Source organism: Candidatus Lokiarchaeum ossiferum (assembly GCA_025839675.1).
GTDB lineage: Archaea > Asgardarchaeota > Lokiarchaeia > Sigyniarchaeales > Promethearchaeaceae > Lokiarchaeum > Lokiarchaeum ossiferum.
Window position 1 is genome coordinate 2,203,685 of sequence record CP104013.1, and the last position, 15,352, is coordinate 2,219,036.

8 protein-coding genes are annotated in these 15,352 nt (G+C 33.9%); 6 read left to right on the forward strand and 2 right to left on the reverse strand.

Going from position 1 to position 15,352, the window contains the following annotated elements:
* Nucleotides 1-181: 181 nt before the first annotated feature.
* The 4 genes from NEF87_RS09065 to NEF87_RS09080 are packed head-to-tail and all read left to right on the forward strand — an operon-like array spanning nucleotide 182 to nucleotide 6,067.
* Nucleotides 182-3,598: a DNA topoisomerase VI subunit B gene (locus NEF87_RS09065; RefSeq protein WP_371806137.1), complete on the forward strand. Its 3,417-nt coding sequence runs from the start codon at nucleotides 182-184 to the stop codon at nucleotides 3,596-3,598.
* Nucleotides 3,599-3,611: 13 nt separating this feature from the next.
* Nucleotides 3,612-4,886, forward strand: coding sequence for a hypothetical protein (locus NEF87_RS09070; protein ID WP_457919539.1), 1,275 nt, complete (start codon nucleotides 3,612-3,614; stop codon nucleotides 4,884-4,886).
* Nucleotide 4,887: 1 nt separating this feature from the next.
* Nucleotides 4,888-5,463, forward strand: a complete 576-nt coding sequence (locus tag NEF87_RS09075) for a hypothetical protein (RefSeq protein ID WP_371806139.1) — start codon at nucleotides 4,888-4,890, stop codon at nucleotides 5,461-5,463.
* Between the two features lie 7 nt (nucleotides 5,464-5,470).
* On the forward strand, nucleotides 5,471-6,067 hold the full coding sequence (locus tag NEF87_RS09080) for a hypothetical protein (RefSeq protein ID WP_457919540.1): 597 nt from the start codon (nucleotides 5,471-5,473) through the stop codon (nucleotides 6,065-6,067).
* A 33-nt stretch (nucleotides 6,068-6,100) separates the two neighbouring features.
* Here NEF87_RS09080 and leuS read toward each other — a convergent pair whose 3' ends face one another.
* Both leuS and glmS read right to left on the reverse strand, forming a co-directional pair.
* Nucleotides 6,101-8,917: a leucine--tRNA ligase gene (gene leuS / locus NEF87_RS09085; protein ID WP_457919541.1), complete on the reverse strand. Its 2,817-nt coding sequence runs from the start codon at nucleotides 8,915-8,917 to the stop codon at nucleotides 6,101-6,103.
* A 407-nt stretch (nucleotides 8,918-9,324) separates the two neighbouring features.
* On the reverse strand, nucleotides 9,325-11,175 hold the full coding sequence (gene glmS, locus NEF87_RS09090) for a glutamine--fructose-6-phosphate transaminase (isomerizing) (protein ID WP_457919542.1): 1,851 nt from the start codon (nucleotides 11,173-11,175) through the stop codon (nucleotides 9,325-9,327).
* A gap of 389 nt (nucleotides 11,176-11,564) precedes the next feature.
* On the opposite strand from glmS, the gene NEF87_RS09095 reads away from it, so the two are divergent.
* Both NEF87_RS09095 and NEF87_RS09100 read left to right on the forward strand, forming a co-directional pair.
* On the forward strand, nucleotides 11,565-13,874 hold the full coding sequence (locus tag NEF87_RS09095) for a hypothetical protein (protein ID WP_457919543.1): 2,310 nt from the start codon (nucleotides 11,565-11,567) through the stop codon (nucleotides 13,872-13,874).
* A gap of 580 nt (nucleotides 13,875-14,454) precedes the next feature.
* Nucleotides 14,455-15,351: an ATP-binding protein gene (locus NEF87_RS09100; protein WP_371806144.1), complete on the forward strand. Its 897-nt coding sequence runs from the start codon at nucleotides 14,455-14,457 to the stop codon at nucleotides 15,349-15,351.
* Nucleotide 15,352: the final 1 nt, after the last annotated feature.

Sequence of the window (15,352 nt, forward strand, 5' to 3'; positions counted from 1 at the left end):
GAATGATAGAATTTTAGAATTTCCAAAAAGTTTAAATATGTCAAAAAAAGATAACAATCTTTAATACGGAGCGTTTTATTTATTGAACTTGAAAATTGAATTGGAGTTTTGATTCCTAAGCGAATATATTCATAATCCGACAAAAATAATTCCAACAGCCCACTAAGGCAATTGATCTACAATGGCAAAGAAAGAAACTAAATCTCAAGAAAGCGGAACAATTAAGCAAGGTAGCGTAGCAGAATTTTTTAGAAAACGAACTCAATTAGTCGGATTTGATTTTGGTCTAAATAAGTTTACTCAGTATTGTATTGAGTTTGTAGATAACTCTCTCGACGCTTTGGAGAATTTCCATTGGAAAGAAAGTAAGAAACATCAAGATTATGCATTCAAATTGAAAGATGACTTGATTTTAGAGAATTTTAGCTATTTTATTCCCGTCTTTGAAGAAGATATTCAAGAAATGGAAAGTAAGCTTGAATCCGAAATGGTTGATGATGAGGGTAATAAATTATCAGAAGATGGAGAATTAATTATCGAGCTTGAAGATGAAGAGGAAAACGATGAATCCCTTGTAATTGATGAAGAAGAAAAACTTCAAACTGAGGAAACTGCCGATTCAGATGAAGATGATGAAGAAGCGAAAAATATTCGAAAGTTGCAAAAAAAAGCCGATGAACTTGAATCCGAAGTTCAAAACATCATGTATGGTATTGATGGATTTCTATATCCTATCAAAGCGATGGTAGAAAGAGAACCATTTGTAATATTTCAATTAACTGAAAGAGAAGCACAAGACGTATATGCAGATGCAAGTTCAGATTCAAAAGAAGTTTTTGAATATACATTGGATGTATTTGATAATGGAACAGGAATGAGTCCTGGAGATTTGGAAAAATTTGGAAGATATCTTGCATCTAGCAAAAGTCAAAAACTTAAACAAACCCGAGGATCCCAAGGGTTTGGATCTCCAAGTGCATTTAGTGATGCACAAAATACCACCGGACAACCTGTAACAGTCGTTTCTAAAGATATAAATCACATCTATGCAACTTGTTCCCAATTTTACACAACTTCGAAAAATTCAAAGGAATATATTGTTCCACCTACAGAAGTAACTTCCATTTTTGAACATGGGACATTTATTTCGCTCAATTTTCTTAATGTTAAATATCGAAAAGGATATATTGATTCCTACATCCAACAAACCGCTCTTACCAATCCACACATTACAATAATCTTTCTTGATCCAAATGGTGAAGAAGAAATTTATCCTCGGAGGGTTAAAAACTTCCCCCGAGAACCAACCTACGCTTTACCACACCCATCATCAGTAAATATTGGCGATTTCCAAGATCAATTACGATCTTCTGAGAATTTAACAGTTAGTGCTTTTTTACAAGATAATTATGTAAGAATGAGTTCAACCATAGCGAAAAAAATTGTGAAGGAATCTGAAGAAGAACTTGAGCAAATTCTTTCGCTTTTAAATCTCGAATCTGGATATCTTACTTGGAGAAAAAATCCAGGGCCAATTTATTTTGCGCATAATGAACAACGAATTCATGGTAGATCAAAAAAACCTCGAGATACTTTAGTTATATATGAAGTTAAAGATGAAGAGGACTTAGCTCAATATTGGGGAATCCTTAAAGTTTACAACAAAAAATTGGATTCCATTAATAAAAAGAGTAACAAGATCCGTAAACTCCAAAAATCAATTATGCGTGAAGTAGATAAAAAACAAATTAAAACTTATAAAAAGGAAATCAGCGGATTAGAAAAAGAAATTGCATCTATTGAAAAAGAAAATCAAAATCTTAAAAAAACTCTTAGTAAAGCTGTAAAAACATTTAAATTTCTTCCTCAAAATGAAGTGAAGGATTCTAAAATCACCGATAAACTGGAAGATGATGTAAAAGAGGTTATGACTTCAAAAGCCCACCCATATTCTTTAACCCAAAAACAGACCGAATCATTATATAAGGCATTCAAAGCCCAGAAATACATGGCACCTCCATCAGATCCTGCAGTTCCTATTGGCGGTAATATTCTGGAAACAACGATGCTTAAAGAATTTAATTTAAACCCCGCCCATCGGACGGATTTGTTCATACAATATGAAGCCAAACTCGAAAAACTTACATCAAAAGAATCCGAAATATTTCCCCAAAAAATTTTATCACGATTTATAGTTCCGCCCTACTTGGATCCCGAATTTTCTTCAGAACAAATGTATAAGGCCAATGAGGAATTAAATCATAAATCATATGCCGATATGTTCCTAAAATATGACATGGTTCATACTCAAGATGATGATTTTATAATGGGCTATACACGTTCTCCAACAAGCGGTAAGGGATTAGCTTTCGTAGTAGAAGCCGTTATAGCAATCAGCCCCAAAATACCAAGTTCTAAACAAGCTCAGCAAGTCCTTATGCGTTATGTGAATAGAACACCAAAGATGCGAGATAATTCAGATTGTGCAATTTGGAAAGGTGTTCAATCAGTTAATTGGAAAAATTATAAATTGGATACTTTTGACAACGGCATTCCGAAAGGAAATATTCGCATGTTAGTTAATGTTTCTGGACCTTATGTCCACCTTATGTTCAAATCTCAATCAAAGAATGCTTTAGCAGAAGATGAAGTATTATTAAAAGAAATTAAATATTGTTTGGAAGCAATTGGTCGGAAGATTCGACAATATCAAAATAAAAGAACCAATCGAGAAAATAGTCGTAAACGCTCCAAAGTTATTGAAAAATTTGTGCCTATCTTTGTAAGTTCATTACTTGAAGTTGCTACAACAATAGACGCCTATAAAGATTTGAAGGCTGCCAAAATTGAACAACGTATCCTAGATCGACTTGAAGGAAAAATAAAAAAAACACCTGAAGAAATTGAAGAAGAAAATTCAAGAAAAGAACAAGAAGATAAAGATCGTATTATTTTGGAAAAGATTCGAAAGCAACAACAGGCTAGAAAGAGAGAAGTGGATAAAGAAATATCTTCACAAAAGAAAGATGAAAACTCCGATGATGAAGTTGAGGTAAGTGATGAGAGTGAAAGTCCAAGAAAGGAAGTTAAAATAACACTTTCTGAGAAAATTGCGATGAAACCAAGATCCGCTGATGGCCCAAAACCTGTTCGCACTATCGATGATATCCTATCTAAAGCAAAAACACATTCAAAGTCAAAAGTTTCTTCCAAAACAAAATCTTCCACAAGAAAATCAACCAAAAAAGTTCTTAAAGTAAAAGGAACAAAAGCGAAAAAACTTGAGAGTAAATCACCAACATCAGACAAAACAATTCCGAAAGAACCTATTAAAGTTAAAAAATCACCTCCTGCACCGTCCGCGAAAAAATTGGTCAAACCACAATCAAAAATAAATATTATTTCAGCTGATGGAATTCTTAAAAAATTACCTGAAGATGAGTGGTTGAATATCAAAGATCTCATTAGAATATTGGAAATTAAAGATCTAAAAGATGCTCGCTTCTTGCAGCTCAAACTTAAACAATTAACCCGTGAAAAACGGCTCCTTATTTCCATTAAAGGAGGTAAAACCTTTTGGAAGTTAAATAAAAAATAAGGAAGAGAAAACCATGGCGAAAAAGAGTACGCGGAAAACTACCCGAAAAACGACCAGAAGATCAAGCACCAGTAAGAACTCACAAAAAGAAGTCACGGCCAGCAGAAACCTACGTTCGGGCTTAACAATGAACCAATTAGTTGCAGTCCGGAACTATTTAACTGAGAGACAGAAAGAAGCCGATCGTGGCGATTTTGTTGCCCCAGAAGGAACGGTTCAGATCGATGAACTAACCATGGATAAAACTTTGGAGCGGATTGATACAGAAATTCGCAAATTGGTATTTCAAATTGAAAATTCTGGCAATCCCAGCTTTTCAATTCCTAAACGTTCTGCTTCCAATATTATTTATGATGAAGAACAAGATATCTTATTACTTGGGAATCAACAAACTAATAAAGCACTTCTAACCTTGACATCCGCTCAAGATACTACTCGAGTTATGGAAGTCATTAAAATAATTCATGAATTGCTCACTAAACGAAAGCATATGACGAAAAGGGAAGTATTTTACGGAAATGTAAATCTCTTCAAAGATCAAAAATTCAGTGATGCTTGCATAGAAGATGTCTCGGCACTATTGCATACAACCCGAAATTCAACCGGAATTGTTGCTAAAGCCCGAGGATCTGCAGTTGGGCGATTAAGATTAAAGGATGGAAATGAAATCATTGATCTGGATCGTCAAGGCTCGGGTTCGTGGAGTATAACACCCATGATTGACAAGGTCGATGTTATCGAATCGGACGCCGAATTTATTCTTGTTCTGGAAAAAGACGCCGCCATGATGCGGATTATTGAAGAAAAATGGTGGAAAAAATTCCCCTGTATCACCCTCACTGCTGAAGGAGTCGGTAACGTAGCCACCCGTATGTTTCTCAAGAAAATCAACTCGGTTCTTAAACTTCCAACATTCTGTCTCGTCGATGCAGATCCATATGGGCACTACATCTATTCAGTTTATATCCGAGGAAGCAAACGATTGAGTTACGAATCTCCGTTCTTAGCGACTCCAGACATGCACCTTTTAGGGGTTTTATCTCGCGATCTCGACGAATACGGGGTTGATTACAGCTGTCGAATCCCTATGGATAAAGTCGATATAAAACGCCTAGACGATATGTTAAGCGAGCCTTATGTCCGTGCGAATCGTCGCTGGCGGGAAGATTTAGAACTCATGAAGAAGATGAAGATGAAAGCAGAAATACAAGCACTCTCATCACATGGGATCGAATATTTAACTGATACCTATTTACCTAACAAATTATATTCAGGAGATTGGATTTAAAATGAAGGTATTTCGATTAGACGATGGGCGAATTTTACAATTAGCAGATAAAAAAAAGATGGATCATTGGGATGCTGAAATGCCATTGCTCTTCATTGGTGATACTCGAGAAAAACAACTGCCCGAATATAAAAAAATCTATCCAAAAGCAGTAGTTCAGGAAATTGAGGATTATTTAGAAGATATTTTAGAATCTGTTGCAATTCCAAAATTGATTAATGCTTTAACGAGTAAAGTTCTTGAAACACGTTTAAAAGTTGCGGAAAATATTGCTAAATTAAGTGAATCAAATCCAGATCAACTCAAAATTGCACTTCCTCATGTGGAAAAAGCGTTGCAAGATCCAAATAAGCAGATACAGAAACTCATGGAAACAACTTTAAAAAATTATAAGCGGGCACAAAAGCGAAAGGAAACTGCCAAAAAACGAAAAATTTTAACAAAATTGCGGAAACAAATGGATATCGTTGATAATGATTTTGCTGATGGAAAGATCAATGATGAGCAATATATGATTGAACAAAAAAAATACTTGGTATTAAAACGCGAAATTGAATTAGCGGAACAAGTGGATTGAAAGTAAGATGGCTGTTGTAAAAAAATATGAACATCTGGAAGAATTCATTCATTGTGTAGACATTGGCATCGATACAAATACCGATTTAGTTCGGTGGACCCGTCCTCAAACAAATATTTTTAGATTGGAGATGTTACATGCCAGAGAAATGGCAAAACCAGGAATTTATCTTCATATTGAGAAATCGAATCGAAGAACTGTATTTATCCGAAAAGAAAAAATTGTTTTTATTATTGTAGCAGACGATTCGGTGCAATATCAATTGTTGGAAGCAATTTTAGAAGTGACTATGAAAGCCTTTTTTGATTCCTATGAGGATCTTCTAAGTGGGTTTTTAACTGGGATGACAAACATGTTTGGTGGATTTCAAAGCTTGATCACTCCGTTATTTATTAAAGCATTGAAAGAAAATGTAAGATGGATTTCAGCTCACTGCAACGTTTGCAATGCTAATCACTCCGTTTGCGTTAAAAAATCATTTATTAATAATGCGCCACGGTACCCAGCATCAATCGTATTCAAACATGAAGGGCATGGTCTTTTAATATATATTGATGGAGATTTCAAGATAAGGGGTCAAGAAGTAGTTGAAATTACAGGTTAAAGGTTAAAAAAAATTTTAAAAAAACCCGAAATTTTATTTAATGCTAAGTGCAGGTTTTCCAGGAAGGGCTTGGTCTTTCTTTTTATTATCTGAGTTTGTTTCTTTTACAATAATTATTTTGGTACCAAGATCATTTTCGAGTAATGCTAAATTTTCAGTAAAGAATGCATATTCTTCCTCTTGATTAGGGAAAGGCACTGAAAATTTTCCTGGATTTTTAGAAATTCGCCCCAAAAACCCTTTGATTTGCTTTCCATAACGCTTCAAATCTGGTTTTGACATGGCATTTTTCATTAAATCCCCAAAATTTTTCCCATCCTTAATCATGGAAAGAGTTTCTTCAGTAAATTGATTTTTCCAAGAATCAGCAATAATGATTTGAATTTCCTTTGGAACTTCAATTTTTATCAATTTCTGAATATTTTTGACATCATCTAATACATTTTCATAACATTGCCAACGTAATTCGATGGATTCATTTATATACTGAGAATCGAATGCAGGCCATTTACAAAGAGAAACATAGGGATCATGTCCCTTGAGATGCCATAATTCTTCACACATATGGGGGACGATAGGGGCAAGCATCAATATTAATGTTTCCTGACATTGCCCAAAAAGTTGTTTATTAGGCACCATTTCACAATATTTTCGAAGCACATCAGCGAAACCAATGATTTCATTTAAAGCATCTCGAATTAACATTGTTTGATAAAGTTCCGTCACATTTCTAATCATACGATGCAAGCGATATTGGATATAACCATCGTAAACATCAACTGAATCCCTGGTTGAAATTGGGATATCATTAACTAGATCCCAGATTTTTAACATAATACGATTGTCGGCACTACAACCTGCATCTGACCAATCCATTTCCTTTACAGGATTTGCGGCATGCATAATGAAGAAACGAGCAGTATCTGCACCAAATTCCTCGACAATTCTTTGGGGAGATATCGTATTTCCCAAGCTTTTGGACATTTTGGCAGATTTTAGAATATATTTTGACCCACATGTATTACAAGTTTCGGTTTCCATATTATATTCTCCCGTCCAATTTCCTTCTTTGTTATAAGATTTGGGCAAGAATTTGTTACAAGATTCGCAATAAGGATGAGGAAGATTAACCATCCCTTGGGTCAAGAGTGCTTTAAAAGGCTCATTAAAACTATGCAAACCAAAATCGCGAGTTATTTTAGTGAAAAATCGTGCGTAGAGTAAATGTAAGATTGCATGTTCGATCCCTCCAATATATTGATCAACCGGCCCCCAATATTCCACATCTTCCTTATTGAATGGAACATCACCTAATTTAGGACTAGTGTATTTTAGGAAATACCAAGAAGAATCCACGAAAGTATCCATCGTATCCGATTCTCTTCGAGCAGCTTTTCCACATTTAGGACATGAAACATTCATGAAAGATTCACTATGTTCCAAAGGATTACCAGTCTTACCAAAAACAGCATCTTGAGGCAATTCAACAGGTAATTGATCAATTGGAACGGGAACTACCCCACATTCATCACAAAATATCATTGGTATTGGTGTACCCCAATAACGCTGGCGAGATACAAGCCAATCTCGAATTTTATAATTTGTTGTTTTTCCGCCTTTACCAATTTCTTTTAACTTCTCTGCAATACGATCAATAGCTACTCGATTCTCAACGCCAGAAAAATCTTCAGATTTATCTAATACACCATCTTCAATAAATGCCCGAGACATTTTCTCCCCTTCAAGAACAAATCCATCAAAGGGTTGAATAACGACTTTAATGGGAATGCCATATTTTTTAGCAAATTCAAAATCTCGTTGATCATGAGCTGGAACGGCCATAACTGCCCCGGCACCATAACCATATATAACAAAATTCCCTGCATAAATGGGTATTTTATCTCCATTCAAAGGATTAATTGCATATTTACCCAAGAAAACTCCTTTCTTTTCAGTTTCATCAGCCATGCGTTTATATCGATCTTGCTCCATCACTTCTTCATAAAATTCTAGATATTCTGCTTCATATTCAGTATCCTTAACAAATTCTTTGCACCAAGGATGTTCTGCGGCCATGGTCATAAAAGTGACACCAAAAATGGTATCAACTCGGGTAGTAAAAATACTTAGTGTTTTGTCAGTTCCTTCAACAGCAAAATCTGCTACAGTTCCCTCACTTCGTCCAATCCAATTTCGCTGCATAGTTTTTACTTTTTCAGGCCATTCAAGATCATCCAACCCTTGAAGCAATTCATCAGCATATTCACGGATTTTGTAAAACCATTGGGATAAAAATTTAGGATTCACATCAGAACTACACCGCCAGCATTTTCCATTTATGACTTGTTCATTGGCTAACACTGAAGTACAGCCAGGGCACCAATTCACGAGTGATTCTTTCCGATAAGCCAACCCTTTTTCATACATTTTAAGAAAGATCCATTGATTCCAACGATAATAATCTTTTTCAATGGATGACACTTCTCTTCGCCAATCGTAGCTATAACCGATTCGTTTTTGATTTTCTTTAATACTTGCAATATTTTTACGAGTTGTTATTTCTGGATGAGTTCCTTGCTTAATTGCAGCAATTTCTGCAGGTAATCCAAAAGAATCATAACCCATAGGATAAAGAACATTAAACCCATTCATCCGTTTAAAACGAGCGAGAGTATCACCAATCGTATAATTGCGGAGATGTCCCATGTGCATTTTACCGCTTGGATATGGATACATTTCGAGGCAATAGAATTTTTTTTTGGAAGGATCCTTTTCCACTTCAAAGATTTTGGCTTCTTCCCATTTTTTCTGCCATCCAAGTTCAATTTCTTGGGGCTTGTATTCAACCATAAGAGTGTAAGTAAGGAGAAATAAAAAAACTTCTCGAAACGTTTTTTTTAAAGAGGTTCGGAGTTTTTATGAGAAAATAATCATTTAACTCTGATGAATATCATTAAGAATAAGATATCGAATAATTCAGCAGATGAATTTTTCCAATCAATAAACAATGTAATTTCAAATTTTTTTAGCCAGCCGAATAAATTTGTGGTGTATTTAATTTGGAGTCTTATTTTCTTGGGGGTTTTTGGAGTATTCTGGGCATTTTTTCTGAAAGTAAACAATAACATTAAAACTGGAGAACTGATTTCTCGCCTATTTATCTGTGGGATTCTTTTTTATATCTTGGTGCTTCTAACAAACATACTTGATTTTTCCCTAAGAGTAGAATAAAATAAAAAAATATTAGTATCTTCTTCTTATTTAACAGTCACGCTTTTTGCAAGATTTTTTGGTTTATCTGGATCAAAGCCTTTATAATCCGAAACAAAGTAAGCAAGCATCTGTAATGGTAATACAAAAGGAACGATAGACATCGCAATTGCATACTTGTTATTTTTGATTGGAACTCGAATAGTATGATGAGAGATTTCGGAAATATTTACATCGTAATCCGCAACGACAGATATGATCATAGCACCGCGACTTTTCATCTCCATCACATTTCCAATAATTTTGGGGTAAGTTTGATCTGGTGGAGTGATGAAAACACATGGAAATCCCTCTTCAATTAGAGCAATTGGCCCATGTTTAGATTCTCCCGCAGCATATGCTTCAGTGTGAATGTAGGCAATTTCTTTCAACTTTAAAGCTCCTTCAAAAGCAGCCGAAGTTGAAATTCCCCGAGCTAAGAAATATAAATTAGATTTATAGGCAATTTTATGGGCTAAATTAATTAGAGATTTTTCATCTTTAAGAATCAAAGCACAAGCTTCGGCAGTATCTAATAGTGCAGATTCATATTTTTCGATTTCATCTGTTGTTAATGTATTCGTGAGTGTTGCGATTTTTAAAGCAACCATAGATAGAGCAGTCACTTGTGTGCAATATGCTTTTTGGGATGCTACTGCAATTTCAGGACCCGCCGTTGTTATTATAACATGGTCTGAATATCGGGTGAGGGAAGATCCAACAACATTTACCACAGAACAGATCTTTACACCGAATTGTTCTTTAGCATATCTCACTGCTTCGATAGTATCGGCAGTTTCTCCAGATTGGGAAACGGCAATCAATACAGAATTCGGAGGAATAGTTGGTAATGCATCAACTAACTCGGAACACAAAATTCCTTGAATATAAGGACCTCCAAATTTAGTAATTTGATATTTTCCCGCTATTGCCGCATAATAAGCTGTTCCCGCTGCAGTGATAAATACATGATCAGCATTGAGAATTGCTTGAGCAAACTCATCAAGATGTTCTTGGGGCATTCTGACTTGATCAATAATTTTCCGAGGGATTTCATGCATTTCCTTATGCATGAACCATTTGTACTCTTTTCCATCAAGTACTTTTTGAGCAGCATCCATGGAATAATCAACAGTAAAAATTTCTCGTTTGGCTTTTTCTCCATCATCTACGTGGAAAATCTCACATTTTCCAGGATATAAAACTGCAACTTCATTATCATCGAGGATTATTGCATTCCTTGTTAAGGGAAGAAATGCTGGAATGTCAGATCCACAATAGGTTGTTTCATCTTCTGTAATTCCAATAACAAGAGGTGATTCTTTTCTTGCAACGACCATATATTCGGGATTATCAGCATCACAAACCACAACTCCATAAGCCCCTTTACATAATTTTACTGTTTCAATTACAGAATCTTTAAGATCCAAACCAGTTTTGCGAAATTCTTCAATCAAATGAGGAAAAACTTCCGTATCGGTTTCTGATACTAGTTTATGTCCACGTTCAGTCAATTTTCTTCGCAAATCTTGATAATTTTCAATAATACCATTATGAACAAGCGCAATTTTTCCTGTGCAATCCATATGTGGATGAGAGTTATTTGCAATTGGAGGTCCATGAGTTGCCCATCGAGTATGCCCCACACCGAACTGACCAGGCATTTTGTCAAACCAGCCATCAGCGTTGATATCAGCAATTCGTCCGGCTTTTTTTCTAAGTTCAATTTTACCATTATTTACAAGAGCAATCCCGGCTGAATCATAACCGCGATATTCCATACGTTCAAGACCTTCACGTATAAGTTGCGCAACGTTTATGTCTTTTCGTTTACTAATTAATCCAAAAATTCCACACATGTTTTACACCGTGTTGAGACAAGTTTCATTAACAATCCGAAAGGAAATGCTTTTTTTCATTTATTTTATATGAGTAACCAGCACGACTGCACAAAAATTGAAATTTCTCAATATCTGTTTGTTTGCAGTTAGATCAATTAAATGAAAAATATATCTTTCAGTTGAATTTACGTATCTACACAACAAAATATGCGTAATATTTTTAAAAATTTATGGGATCAAACATGAGATCATTAATAACTCTCAATATTTGACATATTCTTACAAATAATTTTTCCTTTCAATAAAAGAAAAGAAAAATGAAATATTTCTAAGATTTATTTTTGAACCTTTTTAAAAAAAGGTGTCTAGAAATGAACCTATATGATCGTGTTGGTTTTTGAGTTTTAATGGTTCTTCAATCAAAACAAAATTCTTTCTATGAATCCCAGAATTCAACTAAAGATTCATCCCAGCTCCTAACAGAACTAAGATTTCTATTAGAGCATTCGGTTGAAGCCAGAAAAGTAACATTACGTGAATATTTTTCTCTTTTACTTAAATTTAATCAACAAGGTTCAGCAAAAAAATTAAAGGATCATTTTCATGAAGATAACTTCAAAGAATCATGTAAAACATCTCACAATCAAGCCTTGTTAGAAATTATTATGAGAGTTTTTTCTGAATATGAATCTATGTACTTGGATACGAGTGAAGAGATTCTTTGGCATATAATTGAATATTTAATAGTCAAGTTAAGTGATTATCAATATTGTACTGAATGTTTCAATTGGCAAATAAGTGAAATTCCGCGAATGTCAAAAAAAAATGAGAAAGAAAAGCAGAAAAAGTGGTTCTGTTCTTCATGTCAGAATCGGGTTACTATTTTTCCAAAATTTGAGTTATTTCCAGATTTTCTTGAATATTTCATAAGATTGAATAGTGATGTCTCTAGATTTAAGAGAATAAAAAAGAAACTCTTTAAAAAATGGAGTAAGGGTCTATCATTTAATTCTAAAAAACACCAACATCTAATAATATTATTTTATGAGTTGTTTGAGGATCTTTATTCCTATGCTAAAAAACAATCGGATATAAAAGGAATTTACAAAATATGGTCAATTGGTCAAAAATTTAACTTCATATCACTCTTTAAAGAAGATCCCGCTTATGTGTTTGTTGCTGATCATTTAGTGAAACAAATAGAAAGAGCGGATTTTTCAGATTATTCGATGTGTTTGGATTATGTTGGGAAAATGGCCCCACCGGGAAAATATTCGATTCAAGATTTTCTTTTGAAAGGTGGGATTGAAAAAAATATTGTACGAGCAGTAAGTACTTGTGAACTCGATAAATTTCAGCACAGTTTTAATTTTGGGGTGAACAATGGATTAATTCAACATGAAGAATTTCTTTCATCACCACATTTCAATGCTGCATGCTCTCGTGGATTGTTCTTTGCCTTGAAGAATTCCCATTTTGATAAATTTGAAGATTTAGTTGATTTAATTCATTTTTATGGTATTAATACACCTGCATCAGGAATATCAAACAGATATCGCCTAATGGGGGAGATCTTTATTAATTCAATTAGAATGCAGCGATTAGATCGTACCTTTTCAATTCTTAAGTTTGGGCTAAAACACAAATTATATAATCACCCTTCTTCAAAAGAACGTTTACAGCAGATTAAATCTTTGAAAAGGAATAAACAACTTATACAGTGTCTAAAAAATTTAATGGATATTAAAAATGGAGTAAATTTGAATGAAATGCTTAACTTCATTTATTACTATTTACCACCGAAAATATTTGAATATTTCACAGATTTATTTGAATTCATAACCGATGAAGATGAATTAATCAATTATATGAATGATTTTGTCGATAATTTTACCCTATATGGACTTTCTTTAAAAAAAATTGGAACCACTTCTCATTTTATGAAGAATATTAAAAAAATTCTTTCTACAAAAATACTCTATCAAGATGAAGTAGAAATATTATATTCAAAACGTACGATTCTTCTTTCCCGTTCCAATTTATATGAATTAAGGAGACGCATCCATTCAAAACAACGGAATTATGAGTTTCTCATGTTGGGAATGGTAATGAAAGGAGGGTTGGGCCCACAAGGTTTTGGTTTTGTCTACTTAACACCTCGTGGCGAAATGGTAGAAATTTGTTCAGATTCTAAAGCAAATGATGCATATATTGTCCATTTTAAACAATTCCTTAAAACAGACTTTATTAATGAGCTAGAAGCTAAAATTCGCACGCTCTCTCTGACTATATATCAACGAGAACGCCTTTTGGAAATCTTAGAAGGAAAGTTGGGATATTCTCAATTAATAGGATATAAAAAGGAACAGTTTATTTTACACCAAGTCAAGGATTTTTTGGAAGATGAATTCGACTTTAAACGAATTACATCTGATGAAATATCCAAACTATTTCATTCTCTAGAAAATAAAATTCATGCCATTCTATCACCAGTATCACTCGTTGATCAATATAGATGCAGATTAGATTTAGTAACACAAGGAAAAGTCAGTCCAGGTGACATTGCTAAGCTTACCAGTTTGGGAGAAAAATCTCATTTTGACCTATTGCAAGAACGGTACTTTTATCAATCTATTCTACAAGTATATAAAAAAAAATTCCAGAATGATGATAGCTTTAGCGATCCGAATGTATATGGTGATATTGATTTAATCTAAATATGGTTATTAAAAAAAAAGAATCAATGGATTTCTATTTTCTACAGTGCCAATAGCCTTCACCTTTTCTATTTTGAAGGACTTTGATTAAGTGCATGGTAGCGGAGTATTCCAAAGAATTTTCATTCAAGTTTTGATTTGAGTTTGCTTGCATATTAGAGATTGCTTCCTTACTTATCATAAATATCAACTATTTTGCTAAATTATTATTAATAAAGTGCGAGAATTCTCAAGTAAAATAGTTATTAATTGCTCAAAAACCTTTAGTTTTAGGAAAAGTATTTATTTGATGAAAGAAAGAATAAATTTCGCCAGAAATTAAAGAGATTTTATCATATGAAAGTGGAAGCAAAACTTATAAATTTTTTTTTCTTTTAAATTTTAAATTAGAATAAAGGTGAGGTTCTATTTGGCGATTGAATAAAAAAAAATTTATCAAATGTATTTTTATCTAGGTAGATCATCATTGCCCAAATCATGTAAATTTTTCAGTGAATGCAAGAGTCCTGCCGTATACCAGATACCACATTCTCGATTATCCCTTTGTCGACAGCATTATTTAAAAAATGTTGAGAAACGTGTGAAAGAATTGATTGAAAAAAAGCATATGTTTCATCCTGATCGCGATGAAAAACTTTTAGTTGCTGCAAGCGGTGGAAAAGACTCTCAAGTTTTATTGTCGATAATCAAAAAATTATATCCGGTAGGATTGGATGTTGAGGCACTGTATATTGAACTCGGAATTTCCCAAGAAAACTATTCTCAAGATTCCGGTATAGTAGCAAGAAAATTTTGTGAAGAATTGAATATCCCATTTCATCAACTCAACGTCAAAGATACCTATGGATTCAATATAGACGATATCCATCAGCTCAACGCAGAAGTTGAAGATCGAAAGTGGAAATTTGATAAAGATCCCATGCGGGGGGAATGCTCCTATTGTGGTACTTTGAAACGGTATATGATCAATAAATTTGCATTTGAAAATGGTTTTACTTGCGTGGCCACAGGCCATAACTTAACTGATGAAACAACTCAATTAATGAACAACTTCTTTAATATGGATTTGAACTTCTTGGCAAAATCGGGTCCTGTTGCAGATGTCCATATTCCCAAGCTTGTTCCTAGAGTAAAACCACTATTCTTCATCAGCGAAGAAGAAATTGCAATGTATGCATATTTTGCAGATATTGCCCATTTAGGGACAGAATGTGCATATTCCACCCATGTACCGAATATTCAATTAAAAAAAGCCCTAAAAGAAATTGAGGATTATCGAAGAGGGAATAATTTAAGTTTAGCGAGAAGATATCATAAAATTATGCAACCAGTTATTGAAAAAGCAGTCCATTCTGATAAATCAAATGATAAATTATGTAGTGTCTGTGGATTTCCAACTTTTGGCAAAAAATGCAAGTTTTGCAAAACGATTGCAGTTCTAACTGACAGATTTCAACAATTGAAAATCGAGTTATAAT